This is a genomic window from Nonomuraea helvata, from assembly GCF_039535785.1.
Taxonomy (GTDB): Bacteria; Actinomycetota; Actinomycetes; order Streptosporangiales; family Streptosporangiaceae; genus Nonomuraea; species Nonomuraea helvata.
The window spans coordinates 612,073-628,557 of the sequence record NZ_BAAAXV010000001.1; the positions used below are offsets into that span (position 1 = coordinate 612,073).

Consider the following 16,485-nt stretch of genomic DNA (forward strand, 5'->3'; position numbering starts at 1 on the left):
TGACCTTCTCACTCCTTCGAGTGAGACCCGGCACGACGAATCTCCGAGCGGCCCTGGCTCCTTCGACCGGTACGCGGATCACTCCCGTCAGCGATGCGCGTTCAGGCCCGGCTTCTGGAGAGTCGGGGCGACTGAGAGGAGACCCACATGAACTCACCGATTCGGCGTCTGGCCGTGGTGCTGGCCGCCACGGCGTTGTCGGCGACGCTGTTCCATTTCGGTACCGGGCTCAGGCCGGTGCCGTGGCTCACCTGGCTCGCACCGCTGCCGGTGCTCGTTCTCGCTCCCCGTGTCGGTGCTCGCACCGCGTTCCTCGCGGCATCGGCCGCCTGGCTCGGCGGTGAGACGACGATGTGGGGCTACTTCCTGAGCACGCTGCAGGTCCCGTCGCCGCTGGCCGTGTCGCTGATTGTCGGGTCGGCGCTGCTGTTCGGGCTGGTCGTCCTCCCGTCACGGATGCTGATGCTGAGGGGACATCCGCTGGCCGCCGCCGCCGTCGTGCCGACGGCCTGGGTCGTCATCGAGTACGCGGTCTCGGTGCTGTCGCCGAACGGAGCATGGTGGAGCCTGGCCTACACCCAGGCCGACATCCTCGCGGTCCTGCAGACCGCCTCGGTCACCGGACCGTGGGGGATCACCTTCCTGCTCCTCGGGGTTCCCGCGGCCGCCGCCGCGTCATTCTCCGCGCGAAGGGCCGGGAGGCTGCGAGTGGCGGTCACCGCCGTGATCATCCTGGCGGTGGCGGTGGGGTACGGCGCCTGGCAGCTGAGCGCACCGTACGGCGAGAGTTCGGAGAAGGTGGCGCTGCTCGCCACCGACCATGACGGCTGGGCCCCGGTCGCCTCGCCGGAGGGACGTGCCCTCCTCGGGCAGTACACCGCGCGGATCCCGGACCTCGCCGCACGCGGCACCCGGGTCGTGGTCATGCCGGAGAAGGTCTTCATCGCCGACGACACCACGCTGCCCGTGCTGGCGGCGCCGCTGGCACGGCTCGCCACCGACCACCACGTCGACATCATCGTCGGGCTGATCCTCCAGCGATCCGGCACTCTCCGCAACGCGGCCATCGACTTCCCCGCCGACGGGAGCCGGCCGATCGAGTACTTCAAGCACCACCTCATCCCCGGGCTGGAGAGCGACTTCCAACCCGGCGACCGGAAGGCCTTCGTGCCCGGTTCCGGCTCCCGCTGGGGGATCGCCATCTGCTTCGACCTGGACCTGCCCGGCCTGGTACGCGACTACCGCAGGAGCGGCGCCACGGCGATCTTCGTGCCCGCCTGGGACTTCGACCGGGATCGCTGGCTGCACGGCAGGATGGCGGTCACCCGGGGTGTCGAGAACGGGCTCAGCGTGGTGCGCGCGGCGCGGGACGGCGACCTGGTCGTGAGCGACGACAAGGGCCGGATCCGGAGCGAGGCGCACAGCGACGACGCACCGTTCGTGTCCGTCGTCACCACGTTACCCACCCGCTCGGCCCACACGCCCTACACAAGATTCGGCGACTGGTTCGCCGGGGCCTGCGCACTCCTGCTGGCGCTCTCACTCGCCTCCCTGGGCCGTACCCGGCGTGCGGGAGGCGCCCGGCACGCACCGGCCCGTGAGTCGTGGATGAAAACGCACGGGCCGGGTGTTGCAGCGTCCTGAACGTGAGTTGGCCGACCAAGGGATGGCTGCCATGCCTCTTGCAGGTGAGTACGAACCCAGCCCGACGCAGTGGGTGCGCGAGCAAGTGGAGCTGTACGAGAGCTCCGGTGGCACCAAGGGAACAACCCTGCTGGATACGGGAATGCCCGTCATTTTGCTGACCACCTTGGGTGTCAAGAGCGGCAAGATCCGCAAGACGCCGCTGATGCGCGTGGAGCACGAAGGCCGGTACGCCGCGGTCGCCTCGCTGGGCGGCGCTCCCGAGCACCCCGTCTGGTACTTCAACGTCAAGGCCCACCCTCATGTGGAACTTCAGGACGGCCCTGCCAAGCAGGACATGAAGGCCCGTGAGGTGACCGGCGCGGAGAAGGCCGAGTGGTGGGAGCGTGCGGTGTCGGCGTATCCGCCGTACGCCGACTATCAGAACAAGACGGACCGGGAGATCCCGGTGTTCGTGCTGGAGCCGCTGGACAGCGACTGACCGCGCGGAAGTCGTGCTCCACGGGACGGACGGGGTCCACGCCCACCGGGCGCCTGTACGTCCCGTGGTGCTGCTCCAAGACCCTCCACGATCCTGGTGCCGTAAGGCTCCTCCCCATGCAGGTGATCGGCACCTTGCCAAGCAGCCACGCACGAGAGATACGTGGAAGAGAGATCCGTGTAGATCCGTGTATCCGTGGAGGGAACGTGTCGGTGATTCCCGGACCGCCCGTACGAGGTGACGGCGGGCTGCATGACATCGCTGCCGCAGGCGGCCTGCACGCCTACCAACTGCGGCTGCACGCCGAATACGGGCCGGTCGTACGTTTCGAGCTGCCCGGCACGGACTCAGCGGTCTCCATCGCCGACCCGGTGCTGCTCGAGGCCACCGCCGGGATCAACAAACGGCCGGAGGAACTGTTCGAGTTCCTGGCCCCGCTGTGCGAGGCCGGCAACCTGCAGACCCTGCCCGCGGACGAGCACACGCCATGGCGCCGCGCGGTCCTGTCCGTACTGGCCGGCCGCCGCTCCCACGAGGCCCACTTCCCCGGCCTGACCGCGCTCGCCGGCCGGCTGGCGGACCGGTGGGCGGAACAGGCCGGAGAGGGACCGGTCGAGCTGCAGAAGGACCTGAGCGCGCTGTCGCTCCGGATGATCTGCCAGTACGCCCTCGGCAACGGCGTCCACGACCCGGACGAGGTCGTGACGGCCTTCGAGGTCGTGCTCACGGAGTACCTGGGCCGTCAGTACCAGCCGGCCGACCCGGGAGCCGAGGAACAGAGACGGAAGCGTGCCCAGGAGTCCCTGGCCTACCTGCGCGCAACCGTGGACGACGTGCTCGCCCCGGCCCGGCAGGACGGCAACGCCCTGGCCGCGGCCCTGGTCGCGGCGGGGATGAGTCCGGCCCGCGTGCGGGACACCGTGTTGATGATCATGCTTGCCGCTCATCACACGACCGGCGTGGCGGTCTCGTGGACCCTCCACCTGCTCTCCCGGCACCCCGCTGAGGCCGAGCGGGTCACGGCGGAGATCGACGAGGTCCTGTCCGATCGTGACGCACCCGAGTACGCCGACCTCAAGCGGCTGACCCGTCTTCAGATGGCGCTCAAGGAATCGATGCGCCTGTATCCGCCGGGTCCGTACGGGGCTCGCGAGACCACCGAAGATCTCGTCCTGGCCGGCTACGAGATCCCCACCGGGACGACCGTCTTCTATCCGTTCTGGGCCGTCCACCTGAACCCGCAGTACTGGCCCGATCCCGAGACGTTCAACCCTGGCCGTTTCACCCCTGACCAGGTCGCCGGCCGGCCTCGCTATGCCTACGTCCCGTTCGGCCTCGGGCCGCGCAGCTGCGAAGGCGCGAGCCTGGCCATGATGGAGGCCGAACTGGTGCTGGCGATCCTCCTGAGAAGGTTCCGCTTCGAGCCGGCCTCCGGACACGACGTCGTCCCCGTCGAACGGTTCGTGCTGTGGGCCGCGGACGGGATCCGCATGAATCTGACGCCACGGCCGGCTACCCGGTGAGGATCGGACATTTTCAGCGAACCTGCAGGCCGGTCACGGCACGGCCGATGATCAGCCGCTGGATCTCCGACGTGCCTTCGAAGATCGTGTAGATCTTGGCATCCCGGTGGAAGCGCTCGACCGGGTGCTCCCTGGTGTAACCGGCGCCGCCCAGGATCTGGATCGCCTGCTCCGTCACCCACACCGCCGTCTCCCCCGCCACCAGCTTCGACATCGACCCCTCCGCCTGCGTGAACTGCCGGCCGTTGCGCGCCATCCAGGCCGCCCGCCACGTCAGCAGGCGGGCCACGTCCACCCGCGTGGCCATCTCGGCGAGCAGGAAGGCGATCGCCTGGTTCTCGCCGATCTTGCGGCCAAACTGCTCCCGCTCGCGGGCGTAGTCCCTGGCGTACTCGAAGGCCGCGCGCGCGATGCCCACGGCCATGGCGGCGACCGACGGGCGGGTGGTCTCGAACGTGCGCATCGCCGCCTGCTCGCCCGCCCGCTCCCCATTGCGTACGCGCGCCAGCCGGGCGTCCAGCTTCTCCTTGCCGCCGAGCAGGCAGGAGCCCGGTACGCGCACGCCGTCCAGGACCACCTCGGCCGTGTGCGAGGCGCGGATCCCGTGTTTGCGGAACTTCTGGCCCATGGACAGACCGGGGGTGCCGGGCGGGATGACGAAGGTCGCCTGGCCCCGGGTGCCGAGTGACGGGTCGACCGAGGCCACGACGACGTGGACGTTGGCGATGCCGCCGTTCGTGGCCCAGGTCTTGACCCCGTCCAGCACCCAGTCGCCCCGGTCGTGGACGGCGCGGGTGCGGATGGCGCCGACGTCGGAGCCGGCGTCCGGCTCCGAGGCGCAGAAGGCGCCCAGCTTGACGTCGTTCTCCGTGCCGAACATCTGCGGCAGCCACTCCCCCATCTGCTCCGGGGTGCCGTTCGCCGCGAGGGCGGCGGCGGCCAGGCCGGTGCCGACGATGGCCAGGCCGATGCCCGCGTCGCCCCAGAAGATCTCCTCGAACGCCACGGGCAGCGCCAGCCCGCTCTCCTCGAACCACTGGGTGGCGAAGAAGTCGAGGGAGTACAGGCCTACCTTGGCCGCCTCCTGGATGACCGGCCAGGGGGTCTCCTCGCGCTCGTCCCACTCGGCGCCCGCCGGGCGGATCACGTCGCGGGCGAACTCGTGCACCCAGTCGCGTACCTCGACCACGTCAGCGCTGGGCTCCAGGCAGAAGCCGGCCATGTGCGTACTCTCCTCAGACGGGTTACCGTTGGTAACACATTACCGGCCGGTAGCCATGGGATGGAATGCCCGGCCTCAGTGTCGGGGTGACCTCGCGGACACGAGCACGGCCAGGGCCGCCAGCGCCATGCCGATCGCGAGGCCGTACATCAGCGGGGTGAACCCCCCGAACGCGGCGGCCACCTGCGGCCCCACGCTGCCGCCGACCGCGAGGGCGAAGGAGAACAGCGACAGCGCGGTTCCGCGGGCCTGGCCCGCGCCCGCGGAGATGGACTCGTTCATGCTGGGCAGGCCGCCGGTGATGGCGGCGACGTAGACGGCGAGCAGCAGCACCAGCGCGGCCGCACCGGTCAGGCCGACGGCCGCGAGCGCGAGGGCCCCGGCCGCCATGAACGCCGTCGCCCTGATCGTCGTGGGGATCCGGGCGAGCCAGGGCATGAGCAGCGGCACCAGCACGATCGAGGGGAGCCCGGCCGCCCGGAGCGTCAGCAGGTCGGAGGACGACGTCACGCCGTAGATCTGCAGACCGGTGTACACGGCCACGAAGCCCACCATCAACATGATCGTGGCGATGTACCGGAGCCCGAGGACGCGGTGGAACAGCAGGCCCGGCACCGCCCGATAGACCGACAGCAGCGAACCGGCGCCCTCGCGCGGCAGGTCGGGCAGCATGACCGCCCGCACGCCCAGGAAGGCCAGGGAGAACCCGGCCGCCGACAGCAGGAACAGCCCGCGCCAGCCGATCGCGTCCACCAGCAGCTGGGCGGCTACCTGGAGCACCACGGCCGAGGCAAGGAACGCGCCGGTCACCGCCGCGATCGCGATCACCCGCCGGCGCGGCTCGACCCGTTCGGCCAGGTACGCCATACCGGCAGGCGGGAACATCGCCACCGCCAGCCCCTGTATGGCCCGCAACGCGAACGCCACCTCGGGTGACGGGCTCAACGCCACCGCCGCCGAGGTGAGCGCGGCCAGCGGCAGTCCGATCATCAGCAATCTGCGGCGCCCATAACGGTCGGAAAGCGGGCCGAACACTAGGAAGCCGGCGCCGTACCCGATGCCGAACGCGGTCACCAGCCAGGTCAGCCCGCCCGGCGAGGAACCCCAGCCGGCGGCCATGTCGTGCAGGAGCGGGATCACGACGTACAACTGGCCGCTGACCAGCACGGCGGTGAGGGTGAAAGCCGTCATCGTGCGCCCGAAGGGGGCGCGGACCGGTGCGGCCGCCGCGACGGTGGGCGGCGCGTAAGGAGTGGTTGTCGCCATGTCTCCGGACGGTACACCAACCAACTAGTTGGATGTCAACTGAATGGTTGGATTGCAACCAACTGGTTGGTGGTTATGATGGGCGGCATGGCACCCAAGGTCTCGACCGCCGCCACGCGCGCCGCCCTGCTGGAGGCCGCTCGGGAGGAGTTCGCCGCGTACGGCGTGGCGGGCGCCCGCGTGGATCGCATAGCCGAGCGCGCCGGCGTCAACAAGGAACGCATCTACGGGCATTTCGGCAGCAAGGAGAAGCTGTTCGACGCCGTCATCACCGAGGCGCTCGACGATCTGACCACCCGGATCGCGCTCCCCGGCGGCGACCCCGCGGACTACGTGGCCAGGCTGACGGACTACTATCACACGCATCCCGAGCTGGTGCGGCTGCTGATGTGGGAGGCGCTCAACTACCGCGGCCCGGAGCTGCTGCCCGGCCAGGAGGCGCGGGTGGAGCGGTGTGGCCGCAAGACGCGCTCGCTGGCGGAGGGGCTGGGGGTGGAGCCCTCCCCCAGGGTGGCGCGGATGGTGTTCCTGCTGACGGGGCTCGCGCTGCTGCCGTCGATGCTGCCGCAGCTCGGACGGATCATCCTGGGGGATGCCGCGGACGACCACGAGGCCATGCGGGAGCAGATCGCCGAGATCGTGGCAGCCGGCTTCAAGTAACGGCGGCTTGGGAGCACGCCACTAGTCATGGGACAGCGGGGGAACACAGTGATGGCCGGCACACCTGAGGGCGGGAGCGGGGCGCCGTTGTGGCGCCGGATGGCCGGGCGTGACCCCGCCGAGCCACATCGGGTCGCCACCCCGCTGGAGCTCCTGTCCGATCTGTGCTTCGTGGTCGCGGTGGCGCAGGCCGCCGCCGGACTCCATCACGCCCTGTCCGAGGGGCATGCGGGCACGGGCGTGCTCGGCTACGCGATGGTGTTCTTCGCGATCTGGTGGGCGTGGATGAACTTCACCTGGTTCGCCTCCGCATACGACACCGACGACACGTCGTACCGCTTGCTGATCTTCGTGCAGATGGCCGGGGTGCTCGTCCTCGCCGCCGGGATCCCGCGGGCCCTGCAGGACAGGGACTTCGCCCTGGTCACCCTCGGTTACGTGGTCATGCGGGTGGCGCTCGTGCTGCTCTGGCTGCGCGCCGCCCAGGGGCACGCCGAGGGGCGGCGCAGCGCCCTGCGGTACGCGTTCGGCGTGGCGGTGGTCCAGGTCGGCTGGATCACCCGGCTGGCACTGCCGGAGCAGACAGGGCTGGCGAGCTTCTTCGTGCTGGTGCTCGCGGAGCTGGCGGTGCCAATCTGGGCGGAACGGTTCTGGTCCACCGCCTGGCATCCGCATCACATCGCCGAGCGCTACAGCCTGTTCACGATCATCGTACTCGGCGAGTCCATCCTCGCCGCCACCATCGCCGTCCAGACCGGACTGGAGCGGCGGCTCGACGCGGGTCCGCTGCTGACGGTGGCGCTCAGCGGCATGGTCATCGTCTTCGCGATGTGGTGGCTGTACTTCTCCCGGCCCGCCCACCTGTTGCTGACGTCGAACAAGGCCGCTTTCCTCTGGGGCTACGGCCATTATCTGATCTTCTCCTCCGCCGCGGCGATCGGCGCGGGGCTGGCGGTGAGCGTCGACTTCCACACCCATGAGGGGCACATCGGCCCCTGGGCGGCCGGGGCGGCGGTCGCCGTACCGGTGGCCGTCTTCCTCATCAGCCTGTGGCTGGTGCACGTGCGGCCGCATCGCCCCGGCCCCCTGGTGGACGGCTCCTATCTCGCGGGGGTGGCCGCCGTGCTGGCGATGCCGTTCACCGGCCTGCCGCTGCCGCTGATCGCGGCGGTGATGATCGCGCTCGTTGTGGTGACCCAGCACGCGGAGGCGTCCACGCCGGAATCCGGGTCGACGGCCGTGAGGTGACAGCAAGGCCGAGCCGTACCGCGTTCACGTGGTGATGGTGATCATGGGTGGGCGTTCGCCTATCCCGATGTCGCGCAGCAGGACGTCGTGTCCGTCCAGCCCCCTGCGGAACTGCGCCAAGCGCACCGAAGGTTCGTGACAGTCACGGATCTTGCCCTGCCGCCGCAGCCGCGACCACGCGGCCAGCATGATCTGGGAAGCCATTCCCCCGAGCGCCTCGGTCGACTGCGGGGCGTGCTCGCGCGACCCCAGATCCACCTGGGCGAGCGCGTCCAGCCCGGCCAGCTCCAGCAGGTCGATCAGGAGCCCGAGCTCCACGCCGTACCCGGTGAGGAACGGCACCCGCTCCAGGGCCGAGCGGCGGCCGGCGTACTCGCCGGCCAGGGGCTGGACGAAACCGGCCAGTTGCGGCCAGTGGAGGTTGATCAGCGGGCGGGCCACGAGCTCGGTGACGCGGCCGCCGCCGTTGGAGGTGTCGTACAACGGGCGGTCATAGACACCCTTGGAGTACACCACGGTGGGGTCCGCGAGGAGCGGCCCGAGCAGGCCGAATATCAATGAAGCGCGAAATTTCCGGATATCTGCGTCGGCGAACACCAGCACGTCCCCCGAGGTCACCGCCAGCGACTTCCAGAGCGCCTCGCCCTTGCCGTCCAGCGGCGTGAGCTGCGGCAGGATCTCGTCCTGCGCGTGCACGCAGGCCCCCGCGCGCGCGGCCACGAGCGCCGTGTCGTCGGAGGAACGCGAGTCGATCACCACGATCTCGTCGACGAGCCCGTCCAGCTCGCGCCGGATCACTCTGACGATCTCGCCCACGGTCTCCCGCTCGTCGCGGGCCGGGAGCACCACGCTCACCGTGGTCCGCCCCTTGACGGCCTTCAGGTCCCGGAGTGGCCAGTCCGCGGCGGACGAAGTACGGCGCCGCAACCATCCCCGCACTTCAGGAAGCATGCGACACCTCCCCCCGTATCCCACATTTCAGCTTATGCGGTCGTGGCGTGCCGCTCCAGGAACGTGTACACGTCGGCCTCGTCCACCCCCGGGAACGAGCCCGGCGGCAGCGCGGCCAGCACGTGGGAGTTGGCGCGGGCGGACGGCCAGGCGTACCCCTCCCAGCGTTCGGACAGCTCGGCGGGCGGACGGCGGCAGCAGTCGCCGTTGGGGCAGCCGGACCTGGTGCGGTTGGTGGTCTCGCGGCCCCTGAACCAGCGCGACTCCTTGTACGGCACCCCCAGCGTGATCGCGAAGTCCCGCTCGCGCGACGGATCCACGTGCGCCACGCAGAAATAGGTCCCGGTGGGCGAGTCGGAGTACTGGTAGTACACCGAGAACCGATCGGGCGAGGCGAACACCTGCCGCCCCGACCACTGCAGGCACATCCGCTGCCCCTCGATGGCCCCCTGCTCGTCGGCGGGGAAGACGATGCCGTCGTTCTCGTACGCCTTGTAGATGGTGCCCCCGGCGTCATTGCGGACGAAGTGGCAGACGAGGCCCAGGTGGTGGGTGGCGAGGTTGGTGAAACGGTGGGCGGCCATCTCGTACGAGACCGCGAAGACGTCCCGCAGGTCCTCCACCGACAGCGCCCGGTCTGCCTTGGCCTCCTGAAGGTAGAGCGCGGCCGCCCGCTCGGGGACGAGGACGGCGGCGGCGAAGTAGTTGGCCTCGGTGCGCTGGCGCAGGAAGTCGGCGAAGTCGCGCGGCTTGCCGTGGCCGAGCGCGAGGTGGCCGATGGTCTGGAGCAGGATCGTGCGCGGGGTGTGCATGCCGAGCTGCTCGTGTTTGACGTAGATGCGGCGGTTGCGGAGGTCGGTGATGGAACGTACGGACCGGGGAAGATCTTGCGCGGTGTGCACCGTGTAGCCGAAATGGGTGACCAGGCTCTGGATCATGCTCTGGGACAGGGCGCCCGTGCGGTAGCCGACCGCGTCGAGCGCCTTGGCGGCGGCCTGCTCGATCTCGCCGAAGTAGTTGCCCACCTCGCGCTGCCTGCGCCGCAGCTCGGCGTTGGCGACCCTGGCCTCCTCCGGGGTGGCGGTGCCGCGGGCCTGCCGGGCGCGCAGCTCTCCGTACAGGCCGAGAATGTGTTCGAGCACGTCGTTCGGCACCCGGGCGGAGACCTTCAGGCGCGGCAGCCCGAGCGCGGCGTAGATGGGGTCGCGCTGCGCCTCCTCCAGCGCGATCTCGAGCTGCGCGCGGCGGTTGGGCGCCTGACGGCGCAGCAGCTCCTCGACGGGCACGCCGAGAGCGGCGGCCAGGGCCTTCAGCAGCGAGAGTTTCGGCTCGCGCTTGCCGTTCTCCAGCAGCGACAGCTGGCTGGGCGCCCTGCTGACGCGCGAACCGAGGTCCGACAGGGTGAGACCGCGCTGTTTGCGCAGGTGGCGCAGGCGCTGACCAAACGCGATGAGATCGAGCTCCTGCGTCAAAGACAGCGGTTCTTCACCTAGCAAGGGCGCCATGCGGGCATCTTAGGCAGAAATTCGGCCCATTTTCTAGAGTCTTCCGGCACGCGTCAGGTCAGCCGGATTGGTCTAGGCCAAAGAGAAAACTATGGATTTCTTCACAGTTGAATACCCGTGAGTAATACACATTCAGGAAAATTACGCGATTCTTCTGCACGTTCTCGACTATGGGGCGGGCGTGCCGGGGCACAGACTCGGCGTGAGCCCCAGGGGACGAAAAGGAGTGAACCATGATCAATCGCCTCAAGGGAGCTGCTGAGCAGCTGCAGGACGAATGGGACAACGACCCTCGCTGGGAGGGCGTCGAGCGCACGTACCGCGCGGAAGACGTGATCAGGTTGCGCGGCAGCGTGCAGGAGGAGCACACGCTGGCCCGGCTGGGCGCCGAGCGGCTGTGGGACCTGCTGCACACCGAGGACTACGTGCACGCCCTCGGCGCGCTGACCGGCAACCAGGCGGTCCAGCAGGTGAAGGCGGGCCTGAAGGCGATCTACCTGTCCGGCTGGCAGGTCGCCGCCGACGCGAACCTGGGCGGGCAGACGTACCCGGACCAGAGCCTGTATCCGGCCAACTCCGTCCCCGCCGTCGTGCGCCGCATCAACAACGCGCTGCTGCGCGCCGACCAGATCGCCTGGTCGGAGGGGAGCTCCGACACGCCGTACTGGCTGGCGCCCATCGTGGCCGACGCCGAGGCCGGCTTCGGCGGAGTGCTCAACGCGTTCGAGCTCATGAAGGGCATGATCGCGGCCGGCGCCGCGGGCGTGCACTGGGAGGACCAGCTCGCCTCGGAGAAGAAGTGCGGCCACCTGGGCGGCAAGGTGCTCATCCCGACCGGCCAGCACATCAAGACCCTGAACGCCGCCCGCCTCGCCGCGGACGTCTCCGGAGTCCCCTCGCTGATCGTCGCGCGGACCGACGCACAGGCCGCGACGCTCCTGACCAGCGACGTGGACCCGCGCGACCAGGAGTTCGCCACCGGCGAGCGCACCGCGGAGGGCTTCTACCGGGTCAGGAACGGGGTGCGGGCCTGCGTCGCGCGCGGCCTGGCGTACGCGCCGTACTCCGACCTGCTCTGGATGGAGACCGGCACGCCCGACCTGGACGTGGCCCGAGAGTTCGCCGAGGCGATCAAGGCCGAGTACCCCGACCAGATGCTCGCCTACAACTGCTCGCCGTCGTTCAACTGGAAGCAGCATCTGGACGACTCCACCATCGCCAAGTTCCAGCGGGAGCTGGGGCACATGGGGTACAAGTTCCAGTTCATCACGCTCGCCGGGTTCCACTCGCTGAACTACGGCATGTTCGACCTGGCCCAGGGGTACGCGGCCGAAGGCATGCCGGCGTACGTGGAGCTGCAGGAGGCCGAGTTCGCCGCCGAGTCGCGCGGCTACACGGCCACCCGGCACCAGCGCGAGGTCGGCACCGGCTACTTCGACCTGGTCAGCACGGCCGTCGCGCCGGACTCCTCGACGACCGCGCTCAAGGGCTCGACGGAGGAGGAGCAGTTCGCCCACTGATCTCGCCGGGCCGCCCTCCGGGCATGCGGCGGCCCCCGGCGACGGCCGCGCCAGTGCTCCCCCAGCACTGGCGCGGCCTTTCTCGTGCAACAGTTGCCGCACCTTGTTCCTCTCGGAGGTGATGGAAACGACGAAGGGCGAAGGGTGTTGGAAGCTGATCCCCGTTTCGCGGAGTTCGTCGCCGAACGCGGCGACGCGCTGCTGCGGTACGGATATGTCCTGGCCGGCAATCCGCATGACGCGGCGGACCTGGTCCAGGAGGCGCTGCTGAAGTTACGCGGCGCCTGGCCCCGGTTGCGCTCGAAGGAGAACCCGGAGAGCTACGCGCGCACCACGATGGCCCGGCTGCACATCGCCGTCTGGCGGCGGCGCAGGCGCGAACTGCTCGCGTGGGAACTGCCGGAAGGCGCGCACCACGACGCGCTGCCCAGCGGCGACGAGCGCCGGATGTGGCAGGCGCTGGCCGGCCTGCCGCGCAAGCAGCGCGCGGTGCTGGTGCTGCGCTACTACGAGCAGCTCGACGACGCCGAGATCGCCGACGTGCTCGGGATCTCGCGCGGCACGGTACGCAGCCAGGCCTCCCGCGCGCTGGACAAGCTCCGCGCCGCCATCCCGACTGAGCAGCTGACGAGGGGGAACGTACGATGACCGACGTTGAGCAGACCCTGCGCAGGACGCTCGGCCAGGCCGCCGAGCAGGCGCCCCGGCTGCCGGCCCTGCTGCCGCAGCGGCTCGAGCGGATCCACCGGCGCCGAAGGCAGCGGGCCCGGATGGCGCTGGCCGCGGCGGCGGTCGTGCTGGTCGCGGGCGGGAGCGTGGCCGTGGTGGGCGGCGGTGGCGGCGGCGGCGACACGATCATGGCGGCGACCGCCTCGGGGCCGCGCTCCGAGAAGCCGGCCGAACCCGTGGAGAAGGTCTGGCCGGAGGCGGTGCGGAAGATCCCGGCTAAGAGCCCGGACGGAGGGTCGTGGCGGCCGTGGACGTTCATCGACGGGCATACGTTGCTCATGACGAGCTCGGCGGGATCCGACCGGACGACCGCCGTCTACGCATACGACCTCGACGGCGACGCGCCACGCAAGATCGCCACTGTGCCGACGCCCAAGGGCACGGTGGGCTCCGCCAACGGTTTCACCGCCGGGAACGGTTACGTGGCCTGGTGGACCGAGACCAAGGACCGCGTGGCGCACCTGTGGGCGGTGCCGCTGGACGGCGGCACGGCGAAGATCGTCGGTGACCAGCGGCTTGACGTGGCCGACGACGGCAGCGGGATCGACGGGCTAGCCCTGGTCGACGGCAAGATTGTTTTCTCCTTGTATACAGGCGGCGTCTTCACCGTCCCCGTCGAGGGCGGGGAGGTGCAACCGGTCGACAGGGGCACCGGGATGCACCTGCTGTCCTGGCCGTGGGCCGGCACGCCCGGGTTGGGAGGCGAGCCCAACGGCACCAGGTTCGGCCGGATCGTCAACATGGAGACCGGCGAGACCAGGACGGCCGTCGTGAATCCGGGCGAGCAGCTCCAGATCTGCGGAGTGACCATCTGTGCCGGCCGGACCGCCGAACACGAGCCCTTCTTCCGCAAGCGCGACGGCTCCGACCAGAAGATCGTGCCGCACGACATGATCCCCATGCGCCCGCCGACCCAGGACCACCGCTTCTACGTGTCGTCCTATGGCGACGGAAAGCCGGAGGGTGTGGGGCTGTACGACATGGACAACGGCAGATCGGGCGACCTGGGCATCCCTGGAGAGGGCTACTCCATCAAGATGCCGTCCCCGGATGCGACCGGCAGGCTCTTCAGCTACACGCTCGGGAACGACTTCTACCTGATCGACCTGGCTAAGATCCGGTAGCCGTAGGCGTCTCCGGGACGGACACGGTCGGGTCCGGCGACTCGCCGGGCCCGTCCTGCGGGATCGTGGTGATCGAGCCCGACGGCTGCGGGCAGTCCCGCCGGGCCGCGTTGCCCCGCCTCCTCCCCGCCGGGTTCGCGCACTCGCCCGAATCATCCGGAACGTCAGGACCGCCCGTGGCCGGGGGCTGGAAGGTGTTCCTGCGCTCGGGTGGCGGGTCGAGCAGGGCGGACGGGCTCTTCGTACGCACGCGGCTGGCGGACGCCATGGGGGTGGACGTGGCCGGGACGACGGGGGCCGTGGCGCCGGCCCGCGTGGGCGGGAGGCCCCCGGTGGGTCTGGCCGAAGGGCGGACGGTGGACTCGGCGCTGCCGTGGGGCTGCACGACGGACGGGTTACCGGGCAGCAGCGAGCCTCCCCCGACGCTCATCCCGTCGCCGCCCGCCGCCGCGATCACCGTGACGGCCGCGATGGAGACCGTGGCGAGGGCGGCGAAGCTGGCGTGCGACAGGTGCGCCCCGGCTTTCGCCCTGCGCCTGCGCACGTGGGAACGCTCCACGCCCTCCTCCGGCGCATCGGACTCGCCTGGGGCCGGTGCGAGACGTACCCGGCCTCCCCCGGGCGGATAGGGCACCGGCGTCCAGATCTCCTCCAGCACCCCGGCCACCGCCTGCCGCAGATCCCACGGCTCGCCGACGCCCCCGGCGGCCAGCAGCGCCCGCAGCAAGTCGGCGGAGGCGGGGCGGGCGGCGGGGTCCTTGGCGAGCGCGGCCTCGACGGCCGGCCGGAGCATCGCGGGCACGCCCGCGAGCCGCGGCGGATCGAACAGGATGCGCCGGGTCAGCACATCCGCCTCCCCGCCGCCGAACGGATGATGGCCCGTCGCGGCGAACGCCACCAGGCATCCCCATGCGAACACGTCCGAGGCGGGCACCGCGGCGCCGCCCGTCAGCCGCTCCGGCGCCACCCATCCGGGACTGCCCATGACCTGCCCGGCCTGCGTGTGCGCGGCCAGCGTGTCGACGTCGCGCGCGATGCCGAAGTCGATGACGCGCGGTCCCCGCGTGGACAGCAGCACGTTGCCCGGTTTGAGGTCCCGATGGACCAGCCCGGCCTCGTGCACCGCCACCAGGGCCGCGGCCACGCCGAGCGCCACCCCGTACGCGAGGTCGGGCGTGAGCGGCCCCTTGGCCCCGACGACCTGGGAGAGCGCCGGTCCCGGGATGTACTCGGTGACCAGGTAGGGGCGGTCCTTGTCGGTGCCGTCCTCCACGACCCCCGCCGTGCAGAACGGCACCAATCTTCGTGAGAAAGCCACTTCCTCAGCGAAACGGGCGCGTAACGTGGCATCGTTGAGATGCACCGCATGCGGCGTCTTGAGCGCGACCAGGCCACCCTGAGGGTGTTCGGCCAGATACACCACTCCCATCCCGCCCGTGCCGAGGCGGCCGAGGAGCAGGTACCGGCCGATGATGACCGGGTCGCCCACCGTAAGCGGTCGCACGCCAGGAGGCATGTCACTCGCACCACGCGCCATCCGGTTTCGCCTCTCCTGATCAGGGACACGGCAAAGCACACTGTGGCCGGATCCGCGGAGGCTTTCCGCATGTCTGTCATAAGGGGTATTGGAGGTAAGGCGGCTGTTCCCACGGGGTGATTAAGTGCTGTGGTTGGACGGTCTGAAGTGGTGTTCTCGCCCTGGCGTGGCTAGGAGGCGAGCGCCTCTTCCTCCTCGGTCTCGACCCGCCGGTTCCAGTCGCGCTTGATCGCGCGCCACTGCTCGTCGTCGGCCCCGGCCCGCCAGTATCCGGAGATCGACAGCCGGTCCATCCCGATCCCCCGCTCGACCCGCAGGTGGTGGCGGAGCTGCTTCACGAACCCCGCCTCGCCGTGCACGAACGCGCACACCTCGCCCTCGGGGAACTCCAGCGCCCGCACCGCCTCCACGAGCCTCTCGCCCACCGGCCGGTCGCCCCGGTAGACCCAGGTGATCCGCGCGTCGGCGGCCGTCTCGATCTTCTGCTCGTCCTCGGGCGCGTCCACCTCGATCAGCACGTGCGCCGTCGCGCCGTCCGCCAGCTCCTCCAGCGAGGCGGCGATGGCGGGCAGCGCGCTCTCGTCGCCCACCAGGAGGTGCCAGTCGGCCGCCGGGTCGGGCGCGTATCCGCCGCCGGGGCCGAGCATGAGCAGGACGTCGCCGGGAACGGCATTGTCGGCCCACGGTCCGGCGAGCCCCTCGTCGCCGTGGACCACGAAGTCGAGGGTCAGCTCGCGGCTGTCGGGGTCCCAGGCGCGCACGGTGTAGGTCCGCAGCCGCGGCCAGTGCTCGCGCGGCATCGTCTCGCGGCAGGTCTTGACGCTGAACGGCTGGGGATACTCCACTCCTTCGTACGGGAAGACCAGCTTGACGTAGTGGTCCGTCAACCCGGAAGTGGCGAAGTCGGCCAGACCGTCGCCCCCGACGACGACGCGGACCATGTTCCGCGTGAGCCGCTCGGTCCGCAGGACGACGCCTCGGTGATGATCCGTGGGCTTCTCAGCCATCAAACAGGCCCCCTGACTTAAAGTTAGGTATACCTAACCTTACACTTCCCTGAAGGTGCCAGCGTACG

At 70.2% G+C, this 16,485-nt stretch carries 14 protein-coding genes; 8 read left to right on the forward strand and 6 right to left on the reverse strand.

Features of this window, described 5'->3' with window-relative positions; all coding sequences use genetic code 11:
* The first annotated feature begins 147 nt into the window (after positions 1-147).
* From ABD830_RS02660 to ABD830_RS02670, 3 genes are all read left to right on the forward strand, one after another.
* The gene (locus ABD830_RS02660; RefSeq protein WP_344984655.1) at positions 148-1,644 is read left to right on the forward strand and encodes a nitrilase-related carbon-nitrogen hydrolase; all 1,497 of its coding nucleotides are present in this window, start codon (positions 148-150) and stop codon (positions 1,642-1,644) included.
* Positions 1,645-1,675: 31 nt separating this feature from the next.
* Complete coding sequence (locus tag ABD830_RS02665; RefSeq protein ID WP_344984656.1) at positions 1,676-2,125, forward strand: nitroreductase family deazaflavin-dependent oxidoreductase; 450 nt, start codon at positions 1,676-1,678, stop codon at positions 2,123-2,125.
* 206 nt (positions 2,126-2,331) lie between these two features.
* The gene (locus ABD830_RS02670; protein ID WP_344984657.1) at positions 2,332-3,648 is read left to right on the forward strand and encodes a cytochrome P450; all 1,317 of its coding nucleotides are present in this window, start codon (positions 2,332-2,334) and stop codon (positions 3,646-3,648) included.
* A 13-nt stretch (positions 3,649-3,661) separates the two neighbouring features.
* Here the strand turns inward: ABD830_RS02670 and ABD830_RS02675 are convergent, their stop codons facing one another.
* Together ABD830_RS02675 and ABD830_RS02680 are read right to left on the reverse strand one after the other, a co-directional pair.
* Positions 3,662-4,870: an acyl-CoA dehydrogenase family protein gene (locus ABD830_RS02675; protein WP_344984658.1), complete on the reverse strand. Its 1,209-nt coding sequence runs from the start codon at positions 4,868-4,870 to the stop codon at positions 3,662-3,664.
* A 75-nt stretch (positions 4,871-4,945) separates the two neighbouring features.
* Positions 4,946-6,136, reverse strand: coding sequence for an MFS transporter (locus ABD830_RS02680; RefSeq protein WP_344984659.1), 1,191 nt, complete (start codon positions 6,134-6,136; stop codon positions 4,946-4,948).
* Positions 6,137-6,223: 87 nt separating this feature from the next.
* Here ABD830_RS02680 and ABD830_RS02685 point away from each other — a divergent pair, with 87 nt between their 5' ends.
* Both ABD830_RS02685 and ABD830_RS02690 read left to right on the forward strand, forming a co-directional pair.
* A complete protein-coding gene (locus tag ABD830_RS02685; protein ID WP_344984660.1) occupies positions 6,224-6,796 on the forward strand; it encodes a TetR/AcrR family transcriptional regulator in 573 nt (190 codons plus the stop codon).
* A 51-nt stretch (positions 6,797-6,847) separates the two neighbouring features.
* Positions 6,848-8,044 carry a low temperature requirement protein A gene (locus tag ABD830_RS02690; protein WP_344984661.1) on the forward strand — a complete coding sequence of 399 codons (1,197 nt, stop codon included), beginning with the start codon at positions 6,848-6,850 and terminating at the stop codon, positions 8,042-8,044.
* Between the two features lie 24 nt (positions 8,045-8,068).
* On the opposite strand, the gene ABD830_RS02695 is transcribed toward ABD830_RS02690, so the two are convergent.
* Both ABD830_RS02695 and ABD830_RS02700 read right to left on the reverse strand, forming a co-directional pair.
* A complete protein-coding gene (locus ABD830_RS02695; RefSeq protein ID WP_344984662.1) occupies positions 8,069-8,995 on the reverse strand; it encodes a glucosyl-3-phosphoglycerate synthase in 927 nt (308 codons plus the stop codon).
* 32 nt (positions 8,996-9,027) lie between these two features.
* Positions 9,028-10,500: a helix-turn-helix domain-containing protein gene (locus ABD830_RS02700; RefSeq protein WP_378521059.1), complete on the reverse strand. Its 1,473-nt coding sequence runs from the start codon at positions 10,498-10,500 to the stop codon at positions 9,028-9,030.
* 233 nt (positions 10,501-10,733) lie between these two features.
* Between ABD830_RS02700 and aceA the strand changes: the two genes are divergently transcribed.
* The 3 genes from aceA to ABD830_RS02715 all read left to right on the forward strand — a co-directional run bounded on the left by aceA (position 10,734) and on the right by ABD830_RS02715 (position 13,873).
* Positions 10,734-12,020 (forward strand): isocitrate lyase, encoded by a 1,287-nt coding sequence (gene aceA, locus ABD830_RS02705; protein ID WP_344984663.1) that lies wholly within the window; start codon positions 10,734-10,736, stop codon positions 12,018-12,020.
* 144 nt (positions 12,021-12,164) lie between these two features.
* Complete coding sequence (locus tag ABD830_RS02710; protein WP_344984664.1) at positions 12,165-12,668, forward strand: SigE family RNA polymerase sigma factor; 504 nt, start codon at positions 12,165-12,167, stop codon at positions 12,666-12,668.
* Positions 12,665-13,873 (forward strand): TolB-like translocation protein, encoded by a 1,209-nt coding sequence (locus tag ABD830_RS02715; protein WP_344984665.1) that lies wholly within the window; start codon positions 12,665-12,667, stop codon positions 13,871-13,873. Before ABD830_RS02710 ends, ABD830_RS02715 begins: the two co-directional genes overlap by 4 nt.
* Here ABD830_RS02715 and ABD830_RS02720 read toward each other — a convergent pair.
* A complete protein-coding gene (locus ABD830_RS02720; RefSeq protein ID WP_344984666.1) occupies positions 13,860-15,377 on the reverse strand; it encodes a serine/threonine-protein kinase in 1,518 nt (505 codons plus the stop codon). The genes ABD830_RS02715 and ABD830_RS02720 overlap by 14 nt on opposite strands.
* 203 nt (positions 15,378-15,580) lie before the next feature.
* Complete coding sequence (locus ABD830_RS02725; protein WP_344984667.1) at positions 15,581-16,417, reverse strand: siderophore-interacting protein; 837 nt, start codon at positions 16,415-16,417, stop codon at positions 15,581-15,583.
* Positions 16,418-16,485 lie beyond the last annotated feature (68 nt).

Bases quoted from the DNA above. Each gene is read 5' to 3' on its own strand.
- ABD830_RS02660 (WP_344984655.1), top strand. From the start codon at position 148: ATGAACTCACCGATTCGGCGTCTGGCCGTGGTGCTGGCCGCCACGGCG.
- ABD830_RS02665 (WP_344984656.1), top strand. From the start codon at position 1,676: ATGCCTCTTGCAGGTGAGTACGAACCCAGCCCGACGCAGTGGGTGCGC.
- ABD830_RS02675 (WP_344984658.1), bottom strand. From the start codon at position 4,870: ATGGCCGGCTTCTGCCTGGAGCCCAGCGCTGACGTGGTCGAGGTACGC.
- ABD830_RS02680 (WP_344984659.1), bottom strand. From the start codon at position 6,136: ATGGCGACAACCACTCCTTACGCGCCGCCCACCGTCGCGGCGGCCGCA.
- ABD830_RS02685 (WP_344984660.1), top strand. From the start codon at position 6,224: ATGGCACCCAAGGTCTCGACCGCCGCCACGCGCGCCGCCCTGCTGGAG.
- ABD830_RS02690 (WP_344984661.1), top strand. From the start codon at position 6,848: ATGGCCGGCACACCTGAGGGCGGGAGCGGGGCGCCGTTGTGGCGCCGG.
- ABD830_RS02695 (WP_344984662.1), bottom strand. From the start codon at position 8,995: ATGCTTCCTGAAGTGCGGGGATGGTTGCGGCGCCGTACTTCGTCCGCC.
- ABD830_RS02700 (WP_378521059.1), bottom strand. From the start codon at position 10,500: ATGGCGCCCTTGCTAGGTGAAGAACCGCTGTCTTTGACGCAGGAGCTC.
- aceA (WP_344984663.1), top strand. From the start codon at position 10,734: ATGATCAATCGCCTCAAGGGAGCTGCTGAGCAGCTGCAGGACGAATGG.
- ABD830_RS02715 (WP_344984665.1), top strand. From the start codon at position 12,665: ATGACCGACGTTGAGCAGACCCTGCGCAGGACGCTCGGCCAGGCCGCC.
- ABD830_RS02725 (WP_344984667.1), bottom strand. From the start codon at position 16,417: ATGGCTGAGAAGCCCACGGATCATCACCGAGGCGTCGTCCTGCGGACC.